This is a genomic window from Brevundimonas sp. (assembly GCF_051858995.1).
In the GTDB taxonomy this organism is placed as follows: Bacteria; Pseudomonadota; Alphaproteobacteria; order Caulobacterales; family Caulobacteraceae; genus Brevundimonas.
The window spans coordinates 96,525-119,595 of record NZ_JBHYGN010000009.1 but is presented as its reverse complement, the minus strand read 5'-3'; the positions used below and the strand labels follow the sequence as shown (position 1 = coordinate 119,595).

The 23,071-nt window shown below is 66.6% G+C and carries 23 protein-coding genes; 8 read left to right on the top strand and 15 right to left on the bottom strand.

The window, feature by feature from the left end; genetic code table 11:
* Positions 1-87: 87 nt before the first annotated feature.
* A complete protein-coding gene (locus ACTIEF_RS10170) occupies positions 88-1,116 on the bottom strand; it encodes a S1/P1 Nuclease (protein ID WP_439472022.1) in 1,029 nt (342 codons plus the stop codon).
* Positions 1,117-1,236: 120 nt separating this feature from the next.
* On the opposite strand from ACTIEF_RS10170, the gene ACTIEF_RS10165 reads away from it, so the two are divergent.
* The gene (locus ACTIEF_RS10165; RefSeq protein WP_439472021.1) at positions 1,237-2,250 is read left to right on the top strand and encodes a M28 family metallopeptidase; all 1,014 of its coding nucleotides are present in this window, start codon (positions 1,237-1,239) and stop codon (positions 2,248-2,250) included.
* 250 nt (positions 2,251-2,500) lie between these two features.
* Here ACTIEF_RS10165 and ACTIEF_RS10160 read toward each other — a convergent pair whose 3' ends face one another.
* The gene (locus tag ACTIEF_RS10160; protein ID WP_439472020.1) at positions 2,501-3,085 is read right to left on the bottom strand and encodes a glutathione S-transferase family protein; all 585 of its coding nucleotides are present in this window, start codon (positions 3,083-3,085) and stop codon (positions 2,501-2,503) included.
* Between the two features lie 219 nt (positions 3,086-3,304).
* Between ACTIEF_RS10160 and ACTIEF_RS10155 the strand changes: the two genes are divergently transcribed.
* Positions 3,305-3,922 carry a 3D domain-containing protein gene (locus ACTIEF_RS10155; protein WP_439472019.1) on the top strand — a complete coding sequence of 206 codons (618 nt, stop codon included), beginning with the start codon at positions 3,305-3,307 and terminating at the stop codon, positions 3,920-3,922.
* Between the two features lie 62 nt (positions 3,923-3,984).
* Here the strand turns inward: ACTIEF_RS10155 and ACTIEF_RS10150 are convergent, their stop codons facing one another.
* Both ACTIEF_RS10150 and ACTIEF_RS10145 read right to left on the bottom strand, forming a co-directional pair.
* Entirely contained in the window at positions 3,985-4,737 is a 753-nt protein-coding gene (locus ACTIEF_RS10150; protein WP_439472018.1) for an SDR family NAD(P)-dependent oxidoreductase, read from the bottom strand.
* A 100-nt stretch (positions 4,738-4,837) separates the two neighbouring features.
* Positions 4,838-5,161, bottom strand: coding sequence for an Mpo1-like protein (locus tag ACTIEF_RS10145; RefSeq protein WP_439472017.1), 324 nt, complete (start codon positions 5,159-5,161; stop codon positions 4,838-4,840).
* Between the two features lie 105 nt (positions 5,162-5,266).
* Here ACTIEF_RS10145 and ACTIEF_RS10140 point away from each other — a divergent pair, with 105 nt between their 5' ends.
* Complete coding sequence (locus ACTIEF_RS10140) at positions 5,267-5,476, top strand: flagellar hook protein FlgE (RefSeq protein WP_439472016.1); 210 nt, start codon at positions 5,267-5,269, stop codon at positions 5,474-5,476.
* A gap of 3 nt (positions 5,477-5,479) precedes the next feature.
* Here the strand turns inward: ACTIEF_RS10140 and ACTIEF_RS10135 are convergent, their stop codons facing one another.
* Positions 5,480-6,007, bottom strand: coding sequence for a hypothetical protein (locus ACTIEF_RS10135; protein ID WP_439472015.1), 528 nt, complete (start codon positions 6,005-6,007; stop codon positions 5,480-5,482).
* Positions 6,008-6,180: 173 nt separating this feature from the next.
* On the opposite strand from ACTIEF_RS10135, the gene ACTIEF_RS10130 reads away from it, so the two are divergent.
* A complete protein-coding gene (locus ACTIEF_RS10130) occupies positions 6,181-6,528 on the top strand; it encodes a DUF1428 domain-containing protein (RefSeq protein ID WP_439472014.1) in 348 nt (115 codons plus the stop codon).
* 404 nt (positions 6,529-6,932) lie between these two features.
* Entirely contained in the window at positions 6,933-7,763 is an 831-nt protein-coding gene (locus ACTIEF_RS10125) for a glycoside hydrolase family 16 protein (protein ID WP_439472013.1), read from the top strand.
* Positions 7,764-7,780: 17 nt separating this feature from the next.
* On the opposite strand, the gene ACTIEF_RS10120 is transcribed toward ACTIEF_RS10125, so the two are convergent.
* Positions 7,781-8,569, bottom strand: coding sequence for an SDR family oxidoreductase (locus ACTIEF_RS10120; RefSeq protein ID WP_439472012.1), 789 nt, complete (start codon positions 8,567-8,569; stop codon positions 7,781-7,783).
* Positions 8,566-8,895: a nuclear transport factor 2 family protein gene (locus ACTIEF_RS10115; protein WP_439472011.1), complete on the bottom strand. Its 330-nt coding sequence runs from the start codon at positions 8,893-8,895 to the stop codon at positions 8,566-8,568. The genes ACTIEF_RS10120 and ACTIEF_RS10115 overlap by 4 nt, the downstream gene beginning before the upstream one ends.
* A gap of 128 nt (positions 8,896-9,023) precedes the next feature.
* Between ACTIEF_RS10115 and ACTIEF_RS10110 the strand changes: the two genes are divergently transcribed.
* Complete coding sequence (locus ACTIEF_RS10110; protein WP_439472010.1) at positions 9,024-9,929, top strand: LysR substrate-binding domain-containing protein; 906 nt, start codon at positions 9,024-9,026, stop codon at positions 9,927-9,929.
* Between the two features lie 73 nt (positions 9,930-10,002).
* On the opposite strand, the gene ACTIEF_RS10105 is transcribed toward ACTIEF_RS10110, so the two are convergent.
* From ACTIEF_RS10105 to dnaG, 4 genes are all read right to left on the bottom strand, one after another.
* A complete protein-coding gene (locus ACTIEF_RS10105) occupies positions 10,003-10,737 on the bottom strand; it encodes an extensin-like domain-containing protein (RefSeq protein WP_439472009.1) in 735 nt (244 codons plus the stop codon).
* A 54-nt stretch (positions 10,738-10,791) separates the two neighbouring features.
* Entirely contained in the window at positions 10,792-10,965 is a 174-nt protein-coding gene (locus ACTIEF_RS10100) for a DUF2256 domain-containing protein (protein ID WP_439472008.1), read from the bottom strand.
* A 61-nt stretch (positions 10,966-11,026) separates the two neighbouring features.
* Positions 11,027-12,979, bottom strand: coding sequence for an RNA polymerase sigma factor RpoD (gene rpoD / locus ACTIEF_RS10095; protein WP_439472007.1), 1,953 nt, complete (start codon positions 12,977-12,979; stop codon positions 11,027-11,029).
* A gap of 69 nt (positions 12,980-13,048) precedes the next feature.
* Positions 13,049-14,920: a DNA primase gene (gene dnaG / locus ACTIEF_RS10090; protein WP_439472006.1), complete on the bottom strand. Its 1,872-nt coding sequence runs from the start codon at positions 14,918-14,920 to the stop codon at positions 13,049-13,051.
* Between the two features lie 244 nt (positions 14,921-15,164).
* On the opposite strand from dnaG, the gene ACTIEF_RS10085 reads away from it, so the two are divergent.
* On the top strand, positions 15,165-15,443 hold the full coding sequence (locus tag ACTIEF_RS10085) for a hypothetical protein (protein ID WP_439472005.1): 279 nt from the start codon (positions 15,165-15,167) through the stop codon (positions 15,441-15,443).
* A 12-nt stretch (positions 15,444-15,455) separates the two neighbouring features.
* On the opposite strand, the gene carA is transcribed toward ACTIEF_RS10085, so the two are convergent.
* Genes carA through ACTIEF_RS10070 form a run of 3 tightly spaced genes read right to left on the bottom strand, consistent with a single transcriptional unit; the run spans position 15,456 to position 18,908 of the window.
* Positions 15,456-16,616, bottom strand: a complete 1,161-nt coding sequence (carA, locus tag ACTIEF_RS10080) for a glutamine-hydrolyzing carbamoyl-phosphate synthase small subunit (RefSeq protein WP_439472004.1) — start codon at positions 16,614-16,616, stop codon at positions 15,456-15,458.
* 46 nt (positions 16,617-16,662) lie between these two features.
* Positions 16,663-18,000 carry an amino acid permease gene (locus tag ACTIEF_RS10075; protein ID WP_439472003.1) on the bottom strand — a complete coding sequence of 446 codons (1,338 nt, stop codon included), beginning with the start codon at positions 17,998-18,000 and terminating at the stop codon, positions 16,663-16,665.
* A 44-nt stretch (positions 18,001-18,044) separates the two neighbouring features.
* Complete coding sequence (locus tag ACTIEF_RS10070; protein WP_439472002.1) at positions 18,045-18,908, bottom strand: hypothetical protein; 864 nt, start codon at positions 18,906-18,908, stop codon at positions 18,045-18,047.
* Positions 18,909-19,066: 158 nt separating this feature from the next.
* Here ACTIEF_RS10070 and ACTIEF_RS10065 point away from each other — a divergent pair, with 158 nt between their 5' ends.
* The gene (locus ACTIEF_RS10065) at positions 19,067-19,762 is read left to right on the top strand and encodes an HAD family hydrolase (protein WP_439472001.1); all 696 of its coding nucleotides are present in this window, start codon (positions 19,067-19,069) and stop codon (positions 19,760-19,762) included.
* A 51-nt stretch (positions 19,763-19,813) separates the two neighbouring features.
* Here ACTIEF_RS10065 and ACTIEF_RS10060 read toward each other — a convergent pair whose 3' ends face one another.
* Positions 19,814-22,867 (bottom strand): TonB-dependent receptor plug domain-containing protein, encoded by a 3,054-nt coding sequence (locus ACTIEF_RS10060; protein WP_439472000.1) that lies wholly within the window; start codon positions 22,865-22,867, stop codon positions 19,814-19,816.
* Positions 22,868-23,071 lie beyond the last annotated feature (204 nt).

Here is a 23,071-nt window from a genome sequence, read left to right as displayed (position 1 = left end):
TAGTGAGCGAAGGGGTGAGCCGCTGTCGTGGCCACCGGTGCGATCTCGCTCACCTCTTGCTCACTAACACTCTTCACCCGCTTGGGATCAGTCCTCGCCGACCATCGCCAGCCACGGATCCGCCGTCCCGGCCTCGACCTCGGCGACCTTCACGACGGGCCAGCCGATGCTGTCGTCGGCGGAGTCGCGCCAGGCCAGGATGTAGAAGTCCCGCAGTTCCGAGGCGCCGGCCGCCAGACGAGCGATGGTGAACTCGGCGCCGCGACGATCCCCGTCGGCGAAGCCGCCCGCCTTCTCCAGACGATAGAAGGGCGTCACCTGTCCCAGCGTCTCGCGCAGATAGGCGGGCACGCGGGCGCGCAGATCGAAGCCGTCCAGCTTCGGCGCGGCCATGGCGGCCTCGATGGTGTCCAGACGCGCGACGCGGGCGGTGAAGGCGCCCTCGAACTGGCTGTGCGTCTGGCGCGAGGTGGTGAAGCCTTCCGGGTTCGGCGTGTTCCGGTCCCAGCCGTTGTAGTGGATCGTGGTGTGGTGCGGCTGCGAGCCGTCGCCGATGTAGTGGCCCAGCACGCCCATGTCGCGCAGGATCAGGGCCTCGCGGCGCTGGCGATCCACGCGATACCAGGCCTTCTTCGTCGCATCGGTCTCGCGCGCTTCCTGGGCGTTCAGCACGCGCCAGTAGGCGAAGTCGCGCACCAGGTTCTGATAGGCGTCCCAGATGGCGTAGGGCAGATAGCCCGCGTCATCGACATCCAGACCGGCGGCGATCAGGGCGGCGTCATATTCCGACTTCAGGCGCGGCAGGCTGTCGACCGACGGCCCCTGGGCGTTGAAGACGAAGCCGTTGTCATCCAGGTCGACGAAGTGGGCGGTGTCGCGCTCCCGATCGTGCGGCTGGCCGCCACCCTTCCAGCGGTCCGGCTCGCGGGCCAGTTCGCCGATGTCGGCGGCAGCGCCGGGTGTGCGCAGGAAGGCGGGCATCTCGTCCGGCAGACCGCGCACGGCGGCCATGCCGATCAGCCTGTGTCCGGTATTGCCCCAGGCCTGAACGACGGCGGGGACGGCGACGGCGGCCACCACGCAGACGGCGGCGGCGGCGAGGGCGATACGCTTCATGGGGCGGGATCCGGGCTGTGAAGGCTCAGGGGGTAGATGCACCTCGGCGTCAGGTCCAGAGGAGTCTTGTTGCGACACCGTGACCGCAGCATAACCGGGGTCTGTCGATTGGAGATTCCCGTGTTCAAACGCTCCCTGTTGCTGGCCGCCGGCCTGCTGGCCCTCGCCTCCTCCGTTCAGGCCCAGACAGCGCCCGCGCCGCAGCATCTGATGGTCGAACAGGCCCGGATCGAGGCGCATGAGGCCTTCCTCGCCGGCGACGCCCTGCGCGGTCGCGGCAGCGCCACTCCGGACGAGGCCGTGGCCGCCGCCTATATCGCCGCCCGCTTCCAGGAATACGGCCTGAAGCCCGCCCCCGGCATGACCGGCTATCTGCAGACCGCGGGCGTGGTGCAGCGCCCGGCCACCCAGCCCAACCGCCGCCCGCGCTGGGACGTGATCTCCCCGGACGGCGCCGAGCGGATCACCACCAACGCCATCGGCTGGCTGCAGGGCTCGGATCCGTCGGCGGGCGTGCTGATGATCTCGGCCCACCTCGACCACCTCGGCGTCCGTGACGGCGTCATCATGCACGGCGCCAATGACGACGCGTCTGGCGTCGCCGCCGTGCTGGAACTGGCCCGCACCCTAGCGGCGGGCGAGCAGCCGAAGCGCTCCATCCTGTTCGTCTGCTACGGCGCCGAGGAGATGGGCCTGCTCGGCTCCCTGTGGTTCGCCCGCAACCCGCCCGTGCCGATCAGCGACATCGTCGCCAACCTCGAGATCGAGATGATCGGGCAGCAGGATCCCAACATGCCTGCCGGGATCATGATGATGACCGGCTTCGAACGCTCCAACTTCGGCCCGACGCTGAAGGAACGCGGCGCCCTGATCGCGCCGGACATCTACCCGGACCAGCATTTCTTCGAGCGGTCCGACAACTACCAATTGGCCCTGCAGGGCGTGGTCGCCCACACCATCTCGGGCTGGGCCACCATTCCGAACTACCACACCGCCGACGACACCATCGAGAACCTGGACTTCCCCTTCATGACCCGCGCGATCCAGTCCCTGGTCGAGCCGGTCCGCTGGATGGCCACCAGCGACTTCAAGCCGGAATGGGCGGAAGGCGGACGGCCTCAGCCGAGGCAGTAGGGAGTAGGGAGTAGGGAGTAGGGAGTAGATCGCGCCCTCTCCTGCTTGTCATCCCGGCCGCCGCGCAGCGGCGAGCCGGGACGAGATCCGCAAACCTTACGCCACGCCCGGAAGGCGCTTGCGCCTATCCGGGCGACAGCCTGCCATCGCTGCCCTGCTCCCGGCTCAGCCCAAGGGCTGTCCGGGAGGGCATGAAAGATGGCCAAGAGCGTCCGGGCTCTTCGCTTCGCTTCGGCCGGGATGACAAGATTCAGCGGATGTTGAACACCCCCTCGACCCGCGCCACCCAGCCCCGCACCGCCGGGTACGCCGCCAGATCAAAATCCCCCTCGTGGGCCACTCGCGTGTAGGCGACCAGGGCCAGGTCGGCCAGGGACGCCGCCTCCCCCGCCAGCCAGTCGCGCCCTTCCAGCCCGGCCTCCATCCGGGCCAGCGCCGCATAGCCCTTCTCGACCAGTCGGGGATCAATCTCCTCGGCCGCGTTCCCGGCGATGGCCCGCTGGAACCGCACCACGGCGATGCAGGGCTCGTGGCTGTACTGCTCCCAGAACAGCCATTCGAACATCTTCGCCCGGTCATAGGGATCGGCGGGGATCATGGCCGTGCCCTCGCCCATGTGGACAAGTATGGCGTTCGACTGCGCCAGCGGCCGCCCGTCCGCCAATACAATGGTCGGCGTCTGCCCGGCGGGGTTCAGGGCCAAAAACTGTGCGCTTCGGGTCACACCGGTTGTGACATCAGTTTCAACCCAGCGATAATCACGCCCCAGCCAATCGAGCAACCACTTGACCTTCAAACAGTTGCCCGACCGAATATCACCATAGACAGTAAGCATCACGCGCCAGCAAAGAGTTGTTGATCTGCGAATACAGCTTACAGACTTGTCAGCGTCAGCCAAGCATGGTTCCGCCAGACCATGCAGAAGCCCTGCTTATCCACCGATCATCCGGACAGGTGGTCGCAGCAAACCTGCAAGGTCTGCCTTTTGCCACAATTGGAAACGAAAAGCCCGTCGCCGGACGCGTCAGGGGCCGGTGATTCCGCGAGTCTGCTCATGCTCGGCACTGCCGCCGCGTTCGCCCTTTTCTGGGCGATGGCCTTCCCCGCCCAAGCGGGCGCCACCCAGGATCCGGTCTCCTACGAAGCGGCGACGTCGCAGGCGTGGGGTGCTGAGGAAACCGATGGCGTGAATGAAGGTTCCAACGGCGTCGTGGTCGAGCTGACCTCCGAACAACAGGCCCTGATGGACGGCGATGCGCGCTGGAGCGCCTCGGCGCGCCTCTATCACGCGGGTGGCGGCGGCGCGACGGGCAACGACAGCCTCGGCTGCCGTCCGGTCGCCATGCGCACCGTCGCGGTCGATCCTCGCTACATCCCGCGCCGCAGCGTCCTGTTCATCCGTGAAACGGTCGGCCTGCGCATGGCCGACGGCACCATTCACGACGGCTACTGGTACGCCTCCGACACCGGCGGCGCGATCAAGGGCCAGAAGGTCGACCTGTACACCGGCCACGGTCGCGGCTCGATGCAGCAGGCCATGCGCCTGAACATGCGCACCCTGACCATCGCCGACGCCGGCCGCTTCGACGGCTGCCCGCCGTCGTGGGACGCCACCCCCAGCCGTGCGCCCCTGATGGCCGCCTCGGCCCGTAGCGTCGGCGCTTCGAACTAAGCCTTTCGAGCACCGCTCATCAAAAACCCCGGCTCGCTTGAGCCGGGGTTTTTCTTTGCCTTCTAGACCTTGAAGGCCAGGAAGCCGTCGTCCGCCGCCACGGTCGATCCGTTCACCGCGCTGGCCGCGTCGCTGAACAGGAAGGCCACGACGCTGGCCACCTTCTCGGGCGGGATCAGCCGGTTGGTGACATGCTGGGCTGCCAGGGCCGCGCGGCCCTCTTCCGGCACCTGCTTCATCATCGGCGTGTCGATAAAGCCCGGGGCCACAGCGGCGACGCGGATGCCGTGTTCGGCCAGTTCCAGCGCGCCCGACCGGGTCATGGCGATCACCGCCGCCTTGGCCGCGTTGTAGTTGAAGCTGCCCTTGGCCGCGACCGAGCCATAGATGGAGGCGGTGTTGACGATCACCCCCTTCACGCCCAGCTCGACCATCTTCCGCGCGCCGAAATACAGGCCGTAGTAGACGCTAAACTGGTCCACCTCGATCACCCGGCGATACGAGGCCGGGTCCATCTCCAGCAGCGACTGGACCTTCGAGATCCCCGCGTTGTTGAAGACGCCCGTCAGGGTCCCCAGCTTCTCGACCGCGAAGGCGACCATGGCCTCGACCGCCTCGGGATCGGACACATCGACCTTGAACGCGAACGCCCGGCGTCCGAGCGCCTCGACCTCGGTCGCGGTCCTCTGCGCGCCATCGAGGTCGAAGTCGGCGACGATTAGGTCAGCGCCCTGCTTCGCCAGTTCCAGCGCCGTGGAGTGGCCGATGCCGCTGGCGCCGCCCGTGACGATGATCGCTTGATCCCTGAGTTCCATCCGAAAAGCTCCTCTGAAATGGAGCTCCACAGATAGGCGTAGCCGCCCAGCTTCGCCGTCCGGATCGCCGGAACGTGACCGATGGAACGACGATCTCGGGTTAAAATTTCCGCTTCCCGCTCACCGTCTCGAAGAACATTCGCCAGTCGCCCATCAGGCTCCACAGCGGGTATTTGAACGTCGCCGGGCGGTTCTTCTCGAAAAAGAAATGGCCCACCCAAGCGAAGCCGTAGCCGATCACCGGCAGGGCCAGCAGCCACCACGGGTTCAGCGTCACCACCGCCACGGCCAGCACCACCAGCACCAGCGCCGAGCCCACGATGTGGATCCGTCGGCACGTCCGGTTGGAGTGCTCGTGGATGTAATACGGATAGAACTGGCGGAACGACTGATAGCGTTCGCCGGGCGCGGGCTGGCTGGTCATGGACCGACGTTCCGCCCGCAAGCGCCTCGGGTCAAGCGTTCACCATGACTGTCAGCCGCCGGGTAAGGCTTGCGGCCCACACTCCCCTCTCCACGGGAGCGCCCCATGTCCGTCTTCGCCGTCGCCGCCTCCGGCATCGCCGACGCCACCGCCCGCTTCGCCGCCAGCACCGAGCGCACCGCGCGTGATCCCCTCGCCGATCTCGCGGGCGAGGGCGTCGAGCGCATCGAGGCCGAGGTCGCGCTCAAGGCCAATGTCGCCGTGCTGAAGACCGCCGACCAGATGTACGGGACCCTGCTCGACATCATCGCCTGAGGCTCAGACCTCGGCGGGCTCCGGTCCCAGCAACCGTTTGATCGCCGGCCAGATATTGGCCAGGGCCGAGAAGAAGCCGACCACGCTCGACACCCACTGGAACGCCGTCCACACCCAGCCGAACAGGTCCCCGTCGCCGAACGCCTCGCTGATCGGGAACAGGATGCGCGCCACCCCGATCTGGAAGGCGGCGTAGGCGTGGGAATATTCGATCGACCGGTCGGCGAAGAAGGCGAACACCACCGCAGCCGACACCGGCGCCCACAGCAGCGGCAGGGCCAGCAGCACCGCCAACGCCAGCACCGCCAGCTTGGTCCCCACCGTCTCGCGCGACAGCAGGCTGGCGACCACGCCCCAGCCCAGACCCAGCACCACCCCCAGCAGGGTCGCGGGCAGCACCAGATCGGCGGCGTCCATCAGGTCCAGGAACAGCGTCCCCACCCAGATCGCCGCGCCCGACAGCAGGAAGCTCCCCACCCACAGGGCCGCATACTGCCCCAGACGGCGCTTCAGATGGGCCAGGCTGATCATGACGAGTCTCCGGCGGAGGTTAACCACAGGATGACCGTTGTTATGGCGGCTGTCGATGTGGAAGGATCAGGGACAGGAGCGGCCAAACCACCCTCCCCGGACATCCCCAATCGCGCTCAACCAGCGAGCGACCGCGTCGCGAGCGTTAGCGCCCAAAAAGGAGCTTCCACATCATGCCCTTCGTCGACATCACCGTCATTCCCGTCGTAACCGCCAGGAAGGACGCCTATCTCGAACACTCAGCGACCACCTCGCCCCTGTTCCGCGAGGTCGGGGCCCTGTCGGTCACCGAGACCTGGGGCGAGGACGTGCCGGACGGCAAGCTGACCGACTTCAAGCGCGCCGTGGCGCTGGCGGACGGCGAGACCGTCGCCGTCGGCTGGATCACCTGGCCCGACAAGGCCACCCGCGACGCCGGCTGGGAAAAGCTCATGCAGGACGAGCGCCTCATGGGCAACGAACCGCCCTTCGACGGCAAGCGGATGATCTATGCGGGGTTCGAGGTGATCGCGGAGCATTGAGGCGGGGAGATGCGTTTCACCTCTCCATTCGCCTCCAAGCGAATGGAGAGGATAGATCGGCGCGCAGTGCCGATCAGGAGAGGGCGGCTCCGTCGATGTCGGAGAACGCGCTCCCTCTCCCGCCGGGAGAGGGCTTGAGGCTCGCAGAGCGCAGCGATGCGCCAGCCGAAAGGGTGAGGGGCTACGGTCAGAACTCGGCGTGGTCGCGTCTCTGACGGGAGCGGCGACTTGCGTCGAAGGATACAGCCGACCCTCACCCTTTCGCGCAAGAACGACGGCTAAGCCGCCGTGCGCTCAATCCCTCTCCCATCGGGAGAGGGATACTGGACGTGGGGAGCCGCTGTTACCGCTACCGTCACCAAGCTTGAACAGACCGCGCCCGAACCCACGCTATCGTCCGCCCCATGCGCACCCTGCTCGCCCTCGCCGCCGCCCTGCTCTCGAGCCCGGCCTTCGCCCAGACCCCGACCGCGCCCGCCGTCGCGCCCGAGGGCTATCGGCTGCTGTGGTCGGACGAGTTCGACACGCCCGGCCTGCCCGATCCGGCGAAATGGACCTACGACACCCACGCCAACCGCACCGGCTGGTACAATAACGAGCTGCAGTATTACGCCGCCGGACGGCCCGAGAACGCCCGGGTCGAGAACGGCAATCTGGTCATCGAGGCGCGTCGCGAGAGCCTGACCGGCGCCCCCGACCACGGCGGCCAGCATTTCACCTCCGCCCGACTGCTCAGCCGGACGCCGCATGGCGGCTGGACCTACGGTCTGTTCGAGGCCCGCATCAAACTGCCCTGCGCGCGCGGGACCTGGCCCGCCTTCTGGATGCTGCCCGACAACGCCTCCGCCTGGCCCAACGGCGGAGAGATCGACATTCTGGAGCACGTCGGCCACCGCGCGGGCACAGTGTTCGGCACCATCCACACCGGCGCCTTCAACCACGTCCGCCACACCGAAAAGCAGGGAAACGTCCAGCTTGAGGACGCCTGCACCGCCTTCCACGTCTATCAGGCCCTGTGGACTCCCGAAGCCGTGGTCTTCTCGGTCGATGACCAGCCCTACTACCGCTTCGCCAACGACGGCTCGGGCGACCGGATGCGCTGGCCCTTCGACGCCCCCTTCCACCTCATCCTCAACATCGCCGTCGGCGGCGACTGGGGCGGTCAGGAAGGCGTCGATGAGACCGCATTCCCCCAGGCGATGCAGGTGGATTGGGTCAGGGTTTGGGGGGAGTAAGGCGGTCTCCCGCTCATTCAGACGGTCGGGACGGTGCCGCCGTCGACCACGAGCTCCGATCCGTGGATTGAAGACGCCCGGTCCGAGGCCATGAAGGCGATGGCTTCCGCGACTTCGAAGGGTTCGGCTCCGCGACCGATCGAGATGCCGCCAAGGCCGTTCAGGACCAGTTGTCGGGCGTCCTCGATCGTGCCGCCGGTGGCCTCCTGAATCCGCTTGAGGAAAACGTCGGTCCCCTCGGTCATGATCCAGCCAGGCGACACGGTGTTGACCCGCACGCCCTTCGGGCCGAGCTCCTTGGAGATGGATTTGCTGTAGGTCCGCAGCGCCGCCTTGGCCGAAGCATAGGCGGTCGTCGCATCCGGGAGAGGCAGGACCGACTGGATGGACGTGACGTGCACGACGGCCCCGGCTCCCCGCTCGATCATCTGCGGGATCAGCAGCCGGTCCAGACGGACGGCCGCCAGAAGGTTAAGGCTCAGCTCGGAGAACCAGTGGTCGTCCGTCAGGGCGCTGAAACCGCCGCCGGGCGTGGCCGAGCCTCCAAGGACATGGATCAGGATATCCACGCCGCCCAGGCGATCGAGCGCGGCCCTGGCCAAAGCCTCGCCGCCTTCGACCGTTGTCAGGTCAGCCTGAACGAACTCGACGCCGTCGACAGGTTCGAGAGCCCCGCGAGCGGACGTGATGACCCGCGCGCCTCCGGCCAGAAAGCGGTCGACCGTGGCGCGGCCCAAACCCTTGGTTCCGCCGCTGATGAGGACGCGCCTGTCCTCGAACTCCCTGGATTTCGCGTGGACGCTCATGCCGTGATCTCCACGACCTTGATGGCGTCGTCTTCAAGATCGAAGCGATAGGTGAAGCGGATCGGGCTGCCGGGGAAGTCGCCGTGGGCGGGGCCTTCGACCACGACCCGACCCTCCTCTTCGCGGATCGTGTCGGGGGTGAAGACCGCCTTGAGGCCGACGACCATCTCCTTGAGCAGGCCGCGGATCTCGGCATGGCCCGCGAAGCGTTTGCCGTTATCCAGCAGCACGGCGTCGGCGGCGATGGGGTTGATCATGCCGTCGAGGTCGAGCCGGGCATTGGCCGCGACGTAGTCGGCGACGGGTGACGGTAGTTGGAGAGACATCGTTCTGTCCTGCAATCTGCGGGGACGGTCGGGCTGACCGCCCCCCTGATAGGGACAAGCTAGCGCTGGACAGGGAACGCGATAATCGGGACAAATCAGCATGACGCATCGCGGAAATCGGGACGATCATGAAGAACAGCCTGTCAGAACTCGATGCCGTCCTCATGGTCGCCCGCCACGGCAAGTACAGGACAGCCGCGCTTGAACTCGACATGTCGACCACCGCGCTCAGCAATGCGGTCGGCAAGCTGGAACGCACGCTCGGCGTCCGGCTGTTCAACCGGACGACAAGGAGCGTCTCCCTCACGGAGGCGGGCGAGCAGTTCGTCGCCCAGGTGGCGCCCGCCTTGCGCGACATCCACGACGCCATGGACGGCGTGCGGTCGCGGCAGGCGACACCCTCGGGGACGTTGCGCATCAACGCCTTCCCGACAGCCGCGCGGGAGATTTTCTCGACGCTCATCCTTCCGTTTCAGAGCGGGCACCCGCAGGTCCATATCGACGTCGTGACCGAGGGGCGTCTGGTGGACATCGTCGCGGGCGGGTTCGACTTTGGCGTTCGCGGCTCCGACCGTGTGCCGGCCGACATGATCGGGCTGCCACTGGGGCTCGCCCGGCGCAATGTCGTCGTGGGTTCGCCGGACTATCTGAAAACGCGCGGGACTCCCTCCGTCCCTCAGGACCTGCTGGGGCATTCCTGTTTGCGGGTCCGATTGCCGAATGGCGCGATCTATCGCTGGCCGTTCGAGAAGGACGGGCAAGCCGTCCATATCGACGTCGACGGCCCTGTCACCCTGGACGAAGCCAGCCTCGCTCGCACAGCCGCGCTCGCTTCGGTCGGGCTGACGCTCGCCATGGAGTCGGACGTCCGGGAAGACATCCAGGCGGGCCGCCTTGTGCAGGTGCTGGAGGACTGGACACCGACCCTGCCCCCCTTGAGCCTTTACTACCCCAACCGACGAAACCCGACCGCCGCCTTCAAGGCTTTCGTCGACTTCGCCCGTCGGCAGGGGACGTCCAAACCATACCCATGACTGACGGCGGGTGGCTGACGCCCCCCCCCGCCACCCTATGAGGCGCTTCGCCGAGCCGAAACCCACGGACGGGCTACCGACAGAACCGCGTCTCGGTCGCTTCAAGGTGCAGGTGGTCGGCGTGGACCGCGTTGTAGTCCGGGCTCAGGGTCGTGCCGAAAATGCGGCAGGCGTCGTCGCGGATGCGGCGCAGGAAGGCCTGCTCGGCCGGGTCGCCGCCGAACCAGCCGTCCTTCAGATTGATCCGCCGCCCGTCGCGCAGGCGCACCCCGGCTATGTCCACCGCCGCCGCCTGCGCATGGGCGCTGATCCGGGTTCTGACCCCGCCGTTGTTGATGTTCCGGCAGGCATAGGCGCCGAAATGATCGATCTGGACCACCTCCGAGCCGAGGAGTTCCCGGGCCGCCGGCTCCAGCGATTGCCGCCGCCAGATGCTCAGGGCCAGGGCCGTTTGACAGGTCATCTCGACATCGCCGGGCGCCATTCGCGCCACCGTCCCCATATCCGGCCCCAGCACCCCGCCTCCGCTGACGCCGCAGCCCTGCGGATCGCCCCGGTCCGGGGTCGGGCGGAAGATGACCCGCGCCGCCGTCAGTTGGGCCATGCACTGGGTCAGTTCGGCGCTCTCGCGGATCACCGCCGCGCGGGTGCCGCCGCCCACCGGCTGGTCGATCAGGGCCCCGACCAGCGGGGCCTCGGTGCGCGAATACGGCGCCGGATAGGTGCTGGTCGGCCTTCGCTCGGGCAGCATTGGACTGCAACTCGCCAGCAGCAGGACGGCGGTCAGGGCGAGCGAAAGGGAGCGCATGCCCGCGACGCTAGGGTGATTTGCGCGGGCGAGGGATCACGAGAGCGGGAGTCGTTACTGCTCCGTCTTTCCACCCTCCCGACATCGGTCAGAGCAGAACTTCACCTGCTCCCAGTCCCGCGCCCACTTCTTCCGCCAACTGAAAGCCAGTCCGCAGGCGACGCAGGTCTTGGTCGGCAGGTCAGACTTCGCGGACGCCCGGCCCAGGTTGACGTGCTTGCGGCTCATGGCCCGAACAACGCGTGGCGACGAAAAAGAGCGGCTCTTGCGAACCGCCCCTTCGTTATTCTCAGCTGTCCAGGAAGCTGCGCAGCTTCCGCGACCGCGACGGGTGCTTCAGCTTGCGCAGGGCCTTGGCCTCGATCTGACGGATCCGCTCGCGCGTCACCGAGAACTGCTGGCCGACCTCTTCCAGGGTGTGGTCGGTGTTCATGCCGATGCCGAAACGCATGCGCAGGACCCGCTCCTCGCGCGGCGTCAGCGACGCCAGCACGCGGGTGGTGGTCTCGCGCAGGTTCGACTGGATGGCGGCGTCGATCGGCAGGACGGCGTTCTTGTCCTCGATGAAGTCGCCCAGGTGGCTGTCTTCCTCGTCGCCGATGGGCGTTTCGAGGCTGATCGGCTCCTTGGCGATCTTCAGGACCTTGCGCACCTTCTCCAGCGGCATGGCCAGCTTCTCGGCCAGCTCTTCCGGGGTCGGCTCGCGACCGATCTCGTGCAGCATCTGGCGCGACGTGCGGACGATCTTGTTGATCGTCTCGATCATGTGCACCGGGATGCGGATGGTCCGCGCCTGGTCGGCGATCGAGCGGGTGATCGCCTGACGGATCCACCAGGTGGCGTAGGTCGAGAACTTGTAACCGCGGCGGTACTCGAACTTGTCGACCGCCTTCATCAGGCCGATGTTGCCCTCCTGGATCAGGTCCAGGAACTGCAGGCCGCGGTTGGTGTATTTCTTGGCGATGGAGATCACGAGGCGCAGGTTGGCCTCGACCATTTCCTTCTTGGCCTGACGGGCTTCGCGCTCGCCCTTCTGCACGGTCTGGACGATGCGGCGATAGTCGTCGATCGGCAGGCCGGCTTCGGTCGCCACGGCGGCGACGTCGGCGCGGATCGAGGCGATCTGCGAGGCTTCGTTGTCGCTGAACTTGGTCCAGCGGACGCCCATTTCCTTGATGCTCTCGGACCAGTTCGGGTCCAGTTCCTTGGTGAAGTAGGCCTTCAGGAACTCAGGGCGCGAGATACCGTAGCTGTCGGCCAGGCGCAGCAGACGGCCTTCCAGACCCATCAGGCGCTTGTTGATCGCATACAGCTGCTCAACCAGCGCCTCGATGCGGTTGTTGTTCAGCTTCATCGTCTTCAGGCGGCCCGAGATGGTCGCCGTCAGGGTGTCATAGGCCTTCTGGTCCTTGGCGCTCAGCACCTCGCCCTTCAGACGGGCTTCAACCAGCTTGTCCTGCAGCTTGCGGAAGCCGCCGAAGTCGGCCGCAATGGCGTCCAGCACTTCCATGACGCCGTCGCGCAGCTCGGCTTCCAGCGCCGAGATCGACATGCCGCCGCCGTCATCGAAGTCGTCGTCATCCTCATCCGATTCCGGCTTCTCTTCCGCAGCGGCCTTTTCTTCCTCGTCCTCCTCGGCCGCTTCACCGGCCGGAGGCTGGTTGTGCGGCAGGGACGAGGGGTTCAGCACGCCATAGGTGGCGTCCAGATCGATGACCTCGCGCAGCAGGATGCGGTTGTTCGCCAGCTCGTCGCGCCACACCATGATGGCCTCAAAGGTCAGGGCGCTTTCGCACAGACCCGAGATCATCGCGTCGCGACCGGCTTCGATCCGCTTGGCGATGGCGATTTCGCCCTCGCGCGACAGCAGCTCCACCGAGCCCATTTCGCGCAGGTACATGCGCACCGGGTCGTCGGTGCGGTCATAGGCGGCCTTGGCCGGAGCCTCGGCGACAGACGTCTCGGCGCGTTCGGCGACTTCGCCGCCCTCGCCTTCCTTCTGCTCGGCGTCTTCCTCGGCCTCGACGACGTTCACGCCCATCTCGCTGAGCATGGCCAGGGTGTCCTCGATCTGGTCGGGGGTCACCTCTTCGGACGGCAGGACCTTGTTCAGCTCCTCCATCGTCACATAGCCGCGGGCTTTCGCCTGCTTGATGAACTTCTTGACGCCGGCGTCGGTAAGGTCGAGCAGCGGGCCGTCGCTCTGAACTTCGGCTTCCTGCGTCTCGGTCTGGGCGCTCATTCAGTCTCTTCTCCGGGTGGAGGGCTGATCAGGCCCGCCGCCAATACAACGTGTGGCGAGGTCGTTGGTTTACGAACTCGCGCTGTCTTCCCAAATTTCTCCGGTCTTGATCGCGCGACGCAGCGCATCCCGCTCGGCCTTCAGCCGGCGGAACGCCTCGTCCTGCCCCGGCACGTTGCGCGCCGAAGACAGGGCGTCTTCCAAGGCGGCGACGCGGGTTAACGCATCGAACGCCTGCGACCATCGGATCCTCGTCTCGCCGAGGGGCTTGTCTGCAGCCAGGAAAGGCGCGCCGGACTTTGCCGCCGCCTTCTCGACCTCACGCATCAAGACGTCATGACCCGATTGCGCCAGATGGCGACGCAGAGCCGCTGAGTCAAGGTCTTGGCCAGAGAAGCGTAACCGGACCATCTCCTGCGCCAGCCCATTCAGCGACGGATCGCCGAAGCCGTGGCTGGCGATGGCCTCCAGATGATCGTCCATCCGCTCCGGATCATCGATGGCGCCGTGGGCCAGGGCCGCCGCCACCGGCTCGATGGCGCGGCTCAGCGACTGCATGGCCTGGGCGCCCTCGACGGTCTGACCCAGCTTGGGCGGCGGACCGCCGAAACGCCCACGACCGGGTCCGCCCTGCCCGCCCGGCTGACCCTGCGGCGGGCGGCGCTGGGGGAAGGCGGCGTCGAACCGCTCATACATCTCGCGCCGGTATTGCTCGGCCAGATCCTTGTCCTGGATGGCCGAGGCCTGCTGGCGCAGCCGTCCCTTCAGCCCCGCGCGACGTTCCGGCGAGTCCAGCGGCTCCGCCTCGGCCTCCTTCTGGAACAGCACCTCGGCGAAGGGCTTGGTCACCGCGAGCGCCTGACGCAGGGCGGGCGCGCCCCGGTCGCGCAGGATGTCGTCCGGGTCCTGCCCGCCGTCCAGCAGGCAGAAGCGGAACGAGCGGCCCGGTTTCAGCTGCGGCAAGGCCCGATCAATCGCGCGGTACGCCGCCCGACGACCGGCGTTGTCGCCGTCGAAGCACAGCACCGGCTCGGACGACACACGCCACAGCCGCTCCATCTGCTCCTCGGTCAGGGCGGTGCCCATGGGCGCAACAGCCGGGATGCCCGCCCGCTGGCAGGCGATCACGTCCATATAGCCCTCGACCACGACGATGCCCTGCTCACCCTTGCTCTCGGCGCCGAGGATGCGGCGGGCTTCGGGCAGGCCGTACAGGGTCGCGCCCTTGTGGAAGAGCGGGCTTTCGGGGCCGTTCAGATATTTGGCCCGGTCATCCGGATTCATGGCCCGACCGCCGAAGCTGACGATCCGCCCGCGCGCGTCGAGGATGGGGAACATCAGCCGGTCGCGGAACCGGTCATAGGGCTGGCCGCCGCTCTCGGGCGAGATCAGCAGGCCGGCCTCAACCAGATCGCCCGGCCGGGCGCCGCGCTGGACCAGCGCCTGCTTCAGGCCCTCGCGGTCATTGGGGGCGTAGCCGAGGCCGAAGCGCTCCCACTGATCCTCCGGCAGGCCGCGTCGCTCCAGATATTCGCGCGCCGCCTTGCCCGGCGAGCGGCGCAGATTGGCGGCGAACCATTTCTGGGCCAGATCCATCCAGTCGTTCAGGCCCTGCCGCTTCTGCTCGCGCTCGGCGGCCTGCGGGTCCTCGGCAGGAAGCTGCATCCCGGCCTCCGCCGCCAGCCGCTGCACGGCCTCGACGAAGGTCAGCCGCTCGGTCTCCTGCAGGAAGCTGATGACGTCGCCGTGCTTGCCCGAGCTGAAGTCGTGGAAAAAGCCTTTGTCATCATTGACGAAAAAGGACGGCGACTTTTCCTTCGAGAAGGGCGACAGGCCGACGTACTCACGTCCCTGACGCTTGAGCTTCACCGACCGCCCGATGATGTCGGACGGGCGAAGGCGGGCCTTCAGTTCCTCGATGAAGCGATCGTCAAAGCGCACGGGCCCTGCATACGTCGCCGGAACGTCCGGCGCTACCAATCCGGTCAGTTCGAGGGCTCGCACGCCACCTGAGCGTTAACTCCTGATTAACCAAGACGGCGGAAACGCGACCACAACTGCCTGAATCTACACGCATTTCTCGATCCATATACGGAACGATCCACAACACTGTGGATTGTTTTCGCATCCGCCGCGGAAGTCGGCGGTCCGAGCGGCCGGCGCCGGAAGAGCGCTTCAGCCCTGATTGAGTCTGAGTGTTTCCATGTTCATCGCCATCGCCCGTCCGGCGGTGGAGCCCCAAGGCCCCGACGCCGTCGCCGTCCCCGGTTCCCCCGCCATTCCCCCCGTCTCGCCCCGCGCCCTGCATGCGCGCCTGCTCGAGAACGCCGCGCTCAGGCGGATGCGCGGACTGGAACGGCGGCGCAGCAACCGGCCGGATGATGCCGACTACTGGCTGCACGCCGCCCCGGTGGCGGTGCAGAAGGCCTGCGCGCTGCGAGCTGGGTTCAGCCCCCTGCCCTGACGCCCAACGGCGTCAGCCCTTCATCGAGTCCGCGAAACGCTGGAACAGATAGAGGCTGTCCGTCGGTCCGGGCGAGGCTTCCGGGTGGTGCTGGACGCTGAACACCGGCTTGCCCTTCAGGGCGATGCCGCAGTTGGTGCCGTCGAACAGGCTGACGTGGGTCTCTTCCACCGCGTCCGGCAGGCTGTCGCGGTCGACGGTGAAGCCGTGGTTCATGGACACGATCTCGACCTTGCCGGTCGTCAGGTCCTTCACCGGGTGGTTCGCGCCGTGGTGGCCTTGATCCATTTTCACGGTCTTGGCGCCCAGCGCCAGCGCCAGCATCTGGTGGCCCAGGCAGATGCCGAAGACCGGCTTGCCGCTCTCGACCAGCTTCTGGATCTCCGGCACCGCGTATTCGCCGGTCGCGGCGGGATCGCCCGGGCCGTTCGACAGGACGACGCCGTCCGGATTGCGGGCCAGGACCTCTTCCGCCGTCGTGGTCGCCGGGACCACGGTGATCTTCGCGCCGGTCGAGGCCAGGGCGCGCAGGATGTTACGCTTTACGCCATAGTCGATGACCACTACGGTCTTGTCGGCGGCGTCGACGCGAGGGTGGCCTTCCGGCCATTCCCACAGGCCTTCATCCCACTCGAACGCCTGCAGGGTCGAGGCGGGCTTGGCCAGATCGAGACCGACCAAACCGGTCCAGGCCTTGGCCTCGGCGACCAGGGCGTCGAGGTCGAAATTGCCGTTCGGATCGTGGGCGATGACTGCGTGCGGCGCGCCGGTGTCGCGGATGCGGGCGGTCAGGGCGCGGGTGTCGATGCCCGCCAGACCGACGACGCCGCGACGCTTCATCCAGCCGTCGAAGTCGCTTTCGGCGCGGTAGTTGGCCGGATCGGTCGGCACGTCGCGGAAGATCGCGCCCTTGGCCGAGGTGTCCGAACCGCCGCCGATCTGCTCGATGTCCTCGACGTTCACCCCGACATTGCCGACGTGCGGGAAGGTGAAGGCCAGGATCTGGCTCATGTAGGACGGGTCGGTCAGGATTTCCTGATAGCCGGTCATGGCGGTGTTGAAGACCACCTCGCCCAGCGCCGTGCCGGTCGCGCCGCAGCCGACGCCCTGGAAGATCGTGCCGTCCGCCAGCGCCAGAACGCCAGTGACGCCGGGAAGAAGGGTCTGGGTCATGGCGCGCTCCGTGAAGCCGTTATCCGGCGAACAAACGGCGGCGTGGTTAGGCCCCCCGGCCCTCAGGGTCAACGCGCGATCCTGACTTTCTGAGGAATACGAACCAGGCGACGGTCATCAGGACCACGAAGGCGCCTGTCGGCAGGATGTATCCGGGGGCCGCGGCGGCCACCGCGGCGACGGCGAAGAGCAGGCCCAGCACCGCGACGATCCGCGCGCCCGGCGTCTTCGCCATACGGAACAGCGACAGGGAGCAAACAGCGTAGATGCTGAGCGTCAGAACCGAGGTCACGCCTACAAGGATGTTGAACTGCCCACCCAGCGTCGGCTGTCCCGACAGGACGGCGATGACGCTCATGAAGGCGGCGCCCAGCAGGGGCGTCATGACCGGCGTCTTCGTAGCCGAGCCGAATCCCGAGGGCAGATAGCCCTGCTGGGCCGCGGCGCGGGCCGTTTCGCCCCCCATCATCGTCCAGCCGCCGATCGTGCCCAGCGTCTTCACGATGGCGCAGACCGCGACAATGCCGGCGATGGAGCCGCCAAACACCCGCCCGGCGAGATCGGCGTAGGGGCTGGTCGATTCGGCCAGATGGGTCAGCGGGATCACCCCGAACACCGCCACCGTCGCGGCCACATAGACCAGCGTCGCCAGCAGGGCGCCGGCCACCGAAGCGCGGCGCACGTCCACCGCCGGGTGACGGACCCGATGCGACAGGGCCGCGGCGCTCTCCACGCCCAGATAGGCCCAGAAGATGATGGCCAGCGAGGCCGGGACGGTCTTCAGCAGCGGCTCGCCCGACGGGCTCCACGACGCGGCGAAGACCTCAGGGCTGAACGCCGCCACGCCCGCCGCCACCGCGATCACGATGGGGATCAGGCCGATCACCAGCGCCGCCGCCGCCAGCCACGAGGCCGTGCGGGCGCCGGTGATGTAGGCCAGCGTCGCGATCCAGATCAGGCTGAGATTGCACAGGGTCGCCGCGACCGGGTCTTTCAGCACCGGCCAGAAGAAGCCGAGATAGCCGGTCGCCGCCACGGCCATGGCGACATTGCCGACCAGGCAGGCCATCCAGAAGGCCAGCGACACCTGGAAGCCCGCGAACCGGCCCAGTCCCTTCTCGGCGAAACCGGACAGGCCGTCGGCCCGTGGCGCGACCCGGCCCAGCGCGCCGAAGACCAGCGCCAGTGTGCAGGCGCCCACCGCCGCGACCAGCCAGCCGATCAGGCTGGAACTGCCTGTCGCCGCCAGACTGACGGGAAGCATGTACAGGCCAGACCCGATCATGTTCCCCGCGACGACCAGAGCGGCCAGGCCCCAGCCCAGCTTGTGCCGGTCCGAAAGCGGATCTTCAGGCAGGGGGACGGGGTGTTCGGCGTGGCTCATGCGCGCAGGTGCCCCCGCATGAGTGTTTTCGTCAACCGGCGCCCTCAGACGGTGATCGTATCCATTCCGGCGAAGACGGCGTGGGTGGCCCCCGCTTCATGCGCCGCCAGCCCCCGGTCGGGCCTCAGGTTCAGCAGCATCACCTGTCCGCAGACTTGACGACCGACCCCGATCAGGGTCGCCGCATGCGCCCAGTCCTTCGGATGCTCGTGGCTCACCCCCGCGAAATCGATGGACAGGCAGCGCGCCTGGACGCCCGCCAGTCGTCGGACGGCGCCGACATCCGGCGACACATGCAGGATCGCCGCCTGCTGGGTGGTCTCGAAATGGCTGATCGCCGCCTGGACCGCCTCGGGCGGCGCCTGTTCCAGCCCGCCCATGACCTCGACCAGCAGTGTGCCCGGTCGATCATGCTGCATCTCGGTGCACAGCAGCGAGAAGCGTCCCCGGCTGGTCGCCACCGTCCGCCAGAAGGCGGGCAGGACGCCGCTCTCGTTCAGCCCCAGCCTCAACATGTCGAGGCCTTGATGCAGGGTCTGAAGATCGATCCTGCGCAGGTCGGCCGGCTCCAGCGTTCGTCGGCCCAGCCCCATCAGCGCCCGTTCCCCGCCCTGATGCCGGATCGTGCGACGGATCCGTCGGCTGACCGGCGTCGACCGCGCGAGATCGAACACCGGCTGGGCGGCCAGAGTGACCGTCAGCTCCCGCCGCGCCCGCGTCACCATGGTGAAGGTCAGGCTCTCATAGGGCGTCGCATAGGCACGGCGCTCCAACGGCAGGATCGCTTCCGGTTGCTCTTCCGGCGGATCGTAGGCGCTGCGTTCCGCCTTGTTCGGCGACCGGGCGTCCTCATCACGCCATGCCGCATCGTCGGGCGGACCGATCCGCCCCGTCGGGTTTCCCATCATGACCGGCTCCTTCAAGCCAGCCCCCCAGACTTCTTCCCAATCTCGACGGTGCGCCCCGTTCAAGAAGATATCACTGACAAACATGGTCAGTTTCGCATTGATCATTAACGGCGACCGGACGCTCGACGCGGGCCCGAATCCGGTTCAGGGAGCGCGGCATGAACATCACCACGGTCGGCCTCGATGCCGACGATACGCTCTGGCACAACGAGACGATCTTCCGGCTGACGCACGACCGGTTCGTCGCCCTTCTGGCCGACCACGGCGACCGCGATTTCATCGAGGATCGGCTGGCTGAAACCGAGCGCCGGAACCTGCGTCTGTACGGATACGGGGTTAAGGGATTTACCCTGTCGATGATCGAAACCGCCATGGAACTGACCGGCGGCGAGGCTCCGCCGCGGGTGGTCCGCGAGATCCTCGCGGCGGGCCGCGAGATGCTGGCGCACCCGGTCGAGACCCTGCCCGGCGTCGATGAGGCCCTGGCCGCCCTGTCGGAGAAATACCGGCTGGTGCTGATCACCAAGGGCGACCTGATGGATCAGGAGCGCAAGGTGGCCGCCTCGGGCCTGGGCGACCTGTTCGCCGCCGTCGAGATCGTGTCCGAGAAGACCGCTTCCACCTACGCCCAGATCTTCGCCCGGCATGGCACGGGCGCCGACGAGGCCGTTATGGCCGGCAACTCGATGAAGTCCGACATCCTGCCCGCGCTGGAGGCCGGCGCCTTCGCTGTGCACATCCCCTACGTCATCACCTGGGCCCACGAATTAGCCGAAGCGCCCGAGGGCCATGCTCGCTATGGCGCGCTGGACAGCATCGACGCCCTGCCGGAGTGGATCGCGGCGCGGGCATAGAAAAAGGGCGGCGCTCTTTCGAACACCGCCCTTTCCGCCTTCGCCTGTCGACTACAGGCTCAGGTTCATACCCAGGTAGAAGTAGCGCCCCAGCGGACTGACTGGATAGTCGTTCAGCCCCCGATCCGGCTGCTGGTCACCAATGTTGTTGACCCCGCCATAGACCTGGACCCGCTCATCCACGGTGTAGCGCACCTGGATGTCGTGCACCGACCTTGCCGAGTAGTTCTTGTAGGCCGGATCGACGTAGTCGTCCGGGCGACCTTCGAACCGCCGGGTTTCGTCGAACCAGTTGTAGCCGTAGTTGACGAACAGGTTCTTCCATTCCCAGCTCAGGTCGAGGCTGGCCTGCCATTCGGGACTGAAGGCCTGACCGACCGTCTCATCGACACTGAGCGGATCGTTCGGGTCCTCGGTGAACGTCAGCTGGTCCAGCTTGTTGGCCGTCAGCGAGAAGCCAAACCGGCCGATGTCCTGCGTCACGCCGAAGTTCGCCGGATCGAGCAGATAGCGGACCGTCAGGTCCCAACCCGCCGTCTTGTACGAGGCCACGTTGACGCCGAACTGCTCGAAACCGTCGATGAAGTCCGTCGTTGGATCGCGCGTGACCAGGCCGCAGAACTGGTTCGGCTGGGGCAGGTCGTAGCACTTGTTCACGATCGCCTGGGCCGAGAAGAACTGGATCGCGTTCTCCAGTTCGATCTCATAGTAGTCCAGCGCCAGCGAGAAGCCCGGCAGGAAGGACGGACGGAACACCGCGCCCGCCGTGAAGGTCTTGGCCTCTTCCGTCTCGAGGTTGGCGTTCCCCCCGATCAGCCCTTCAACCGACGAAGACGTGGTGTTGTTGAAGGTGTAGGGCGCGGTGGGGCTCAGCCCCAGGACCGCCCGACAGTTGGCCTCGCGGATCGCGGGGTTGATGCCGGCCTGATAGTTGTCGTCGTCACACGGGTCGTTGATGGTCGCGAAGGTCTGCGACACCGGCAGGAACAGCTCCGAGATATTCGGCGCACGCACCGCCTGGGCCACCGAGCTGCGCAGACCGAACGAATCGTTGATGTCCCAACGCAGGCCGACGTTCCACGCGTCCGTGCCACCGGCCGTCGAGTAATCGGAGTACCGATAGGCTCCGTTCACCGTCAGGTTCTGGACGAAGGGCAGGTCTTTCAGGAGGGGCAGGTAGACTTCGGTGAAGACCTCCTTGACCTCGAACGCCCCCTTCAGCGCCACGGCCTCACCCAGCCACGAGACATCGTAGCCGACAGTGGCCGCCTGCTGTTCCAGCATCGACGGAATAGAGCGGGCTTCTTCCTTCCGGTACTCGGCGCCGAGCACGAACGAAATCGGACCGCCCGGCAGTTCGAAGAAGTCAGCCGTGTTCCCGCTGATGAAGCCGTTGACCACGAACTGTTCGACCGAGTTCAGGGAGGTGGAGTCCGCCAGGATCCAGTCCAGGGCGGCCCGCGACCCGACACCTTCGCCGAAAATGTTCAGCGGCTGACAGCCGGAGTTGGCGCCCGGGGTGAAGGTGGAGCCCCAGGTGGTGTCGTCGAACGGCGAACTGCCGAAGCCGGGATAGTTGCCGATCGGGATCGCCGTCGGATCGAGGTTGGACCGGCAGACCACGTTGCCGTTCGGCGTTCCGGTCAGGAACTCACCTTGGTCCACCGCATCGATCGCGGCGTAGAAGCGCTCGTTGATCCGGTTGTTGCCCTCGGTGTTCCGCTCGTCAGTGCGGCCATAGTTCAGCGAGACTTCATAGGAGAGGTTGTCCGTGAAATCGCCCCGCAGCCCGACGACGCCGCGATAGGTGTCCCGCTCGACGTCACGCGTGATGAAGCCAAGGTCGAAATTATCGCGAGCCACCAGGACGCCGCCCAGAGCATTGGCGATGCCGCCAGGGCCGGTCGCGGCGTCGTAGATGGTCTGCGGGATGTACGGGTTATCGATCGGCACGAACAACGCGTAGTCGAACGATGGTTGCGACTGGAACTGGGTCCGGGTGTTCACATATTTGAACTCCCCGAAGAAGGTGGCCCTCGGTGTCAGATCGACCCGGAAGGTCGCGTTCAGCGAGGCCCGTTCGAGTTCCGGCACCAGATCCGTGCCGAAGGCCGCCAGTTGGGTGCCGTCTCCGCCGATCATGACGAAGCCTTCGGAATAGATCCCGTCCTGGAACGGCGTGCCGTCGCCATTGAAGTCGACGCCGGAGAGCGAGCCCGGATCACCGAACAGCGAGCCGAAGTTCAGGTCCGTGTAGACCGAACCGCCCGGAGAGGTGTCGATATAGCGGGCGTTCCGGAAGAACCCCTGCTGATACTCGCCCGGCAGGCCGTAGTTCGGATTGCCCGTGAGCGTCTCGCGCCCCGCCAGGCTCGAATACTCCCGATCCTCGCGACCGACTCGCCCGGTCTTCGAGAACTCGCCGCCCAGCGTGAAGTTCGCCTGGCCGTCCAGGATGTTTTTGCCGGCCACGAAGCTGATGAAGTTGTTGTCGCCGCCGCCGCTGTCTGACCAGCCGGTCTGGGCGCGCATATCGAAGCCGTCGTAGTCATCGCGCAGCACGAAGTTGACCACGCCCGAGACACCGTCCGCGCCGTAGATGGCCGAGGTGCCGCCCGTGAGGACGTCCACGCGCTGGATCAGGGCGACCGGAATGGTGTTGATATCCACCGACTGGCTGCCCGGCTGGCTCGCCACGTGGCGGCGGCCGTTGACCAGCACCAGCGTCCGCTGACTTCCCAGATTGCGCAGGTTCAGCAGGTTCAGACCCACCGAACCGCGATCCCCGGCGTTGGAGTTGTCCTGCAGCGTCGTCGAACTGACGAGCGCGGGCTGGTCGGTCAGGAAGTCGGTGACATTGGTGACGCCAGCGTTGCGGATCGCTTCACCGCTCACGGACGAAACCGGCGCGGATCCCTCGTAGTCAGGAACACGGATACGCGTACCGGTAACCACGACTTCCCCCAGGGTAGCGGCCTCTTCGTCCGGATCCTGAGGAGCGGTGGTCTGAGCGTCCTGCGCGAGTACAGGACCAACAAACAGGAAGGCCGCGGCGAAACCACCGGCCAACACTGTGGACTGTCGCAAACGACGACGATGGGACATCAAGTTTTCCTCATTCAAGATTTCAAAAAGTCATTAACTCCGACCTTATCCCCCCGTACTTTTTGCCTCATTTTTATCTTGATCCAGCCATTTGTAGGGGAAATTTGGGCGACACTTTGCCTCACCTTTGCAGTACGCGAACACGGAAGACGCAAAACTGTTGCATCGCATTTTCGCGGTCGTGGAAGGTTGGCGGGAAGTGTG

Excerpts from the sequence above, each read along its gene's own strand:
- ACTIEF_RS10070 (WP_439472002.1), bottom strand. The coding sequence starts at position 18,908 with ATGATGGGAAACCCGACGGGGCGGATCGGTCCGCCCGACGATGCGGCA.
- ACTIEF_RS10155 (WP_439472019.1), top strand. The coding sequence starts at position 3,305 with ATGCTCGGCACTGCCGCCGCGTTCGCCCTTTTCTGGGCGATGGCCTTC.
- rpoD (WP_439472007.1), bottom strand. The coding sequence starts at position 12,979 with ATGAGCGCCCAGACCGAGACGCAGGAAGCCGAAGTTCAGAGCGACGGC.
- ACTIEF_RS10135 (WP_439472015.1), bottom strand. The coding sequence starts at position 6,007 with ATGATCAGCCTGGCCCATCTGAAGCGCCGTCTGGGGCAGTATGCGGCC.
- ACTIEF_RS10100 (WP_439472008.1), bottom strand. The coding sequence starts at position 10,965 with ATGAGCCGCAAGCACGTCAACCTGGGCCGGGCGTCCGCGAAGTCTGAC.
- ACTIEF_RS10160 (WP_439472020.1), bottom strand. The coding sequence starts at position 3,085 with ATGCTTACTGTCTATGGTGATATTCGGTCGGGCAACTGTTTGAAGGTC.
- ACTIEF_RS10120 (WP_439472012.1), bottom strand. The coding sequence starts at position 8,569 with ATGAGCGTCCACGCGAAATCCAGGGAGTTCGAGGACAGGCGCGTCCTC.
- ACTIEF_RS10150 (WP_439472018.1), bottom strand. The coding sequence starts at position 4,737 with ATGGAACTCAGGGATCAAGCGATCATCGTCACGGGCGGCGCCAGCGGC.
- ACTIEF_RS10140 (WP_439472016.1), top strand. The coding sequence starts at position 5,267 with ATGTCCGTCTTCGCCGTCGCCGCCTCCGGCATCGCCGACGCCACCGCC.
- ACTIEF_RS10110 (WP_439472010.1), top strand. The coding sequence starts at position 9,024 with ATGAAGAACAGCCTGTCAGAACTCGATGCCGTCCTCATGGTCGCCCGC.
- carA (WP_439472004.1), bottom strand. The coding sequence starts at position 16,616 with ATGACCCAGACCCTTCTTCCCGGCGTCACTGGCGTTCTGGCGCTGGCG.
- ACTIEF_RS10170 (WP_439472022.1), bottom strand. The coding sequence starts at position 1,116 with ATGAAGCGTATCGCCCTCGCCGCCGCCGCCGTCTGCGTGGTGGCCGCC.
- ACTIEF_RS10060 (WP_439472000.1), bottom strand. The coding sequence starts at position 22,867 with ATGTCCCATCGTCGTCGTTTGCGACAGTCCACAGTGTTGGCCGGTGGT.
- ACTIEF_RS10125 (WP_439472013.1), top strand. The coding sequence starts at position 6,933 with ATGCGCACCCTGCTCGCCCTCGCCGCCGCCCTGCTCTCGAGCCCGGCC.
- ACTIEF_RS10115 (WP_439472011.1), bottom strand. The coding sequence starts at position 8,895 with ATGTCTCTCCAACTACCGTCACCCGTCGCCGACTACGTCGCGGCCAAT.
- ACTIEF_RS10065 (WP_439472001.1), top strand. The coding sequence starts at position 19,067 with ATGAACATCACCACGGTCGGCCTCGATGCCGACGATACGCTCTGGCAC.
- ACTIEF_RS10145 (WP_439472017.1), bottom strand. The coding sequence starts at position 5,161 with ATGACCAGCCAGCCCGCGCCCGGCGAACGCTATCAGTCGTTCCGCCAG.
- ACTIEF_RS10130 (WP_439472014.1), top strand. The coding sequence starts at position 6,181 with ATGCCCTTCGTCGACATCACCGTCATTCCCGTCGTAACCGCCAGGAAG.
- ACTIEF_RS10075 (WP_439472003.1), bottom strand. The coding sequence starts at position 18,000 with ATGAGCCACGCCGAACACCCCGTCCCCCTGCCTGAAGATCCGCTTTCG.
- ACTIEF_RS10105 (WP_439472009.1), bottom strand. The coding sequence starts at position 10,737 with ATGCGCTCCCTTTCGCTCGCCCTGACCGCCGTCCTGCTGCTGGCGAGT.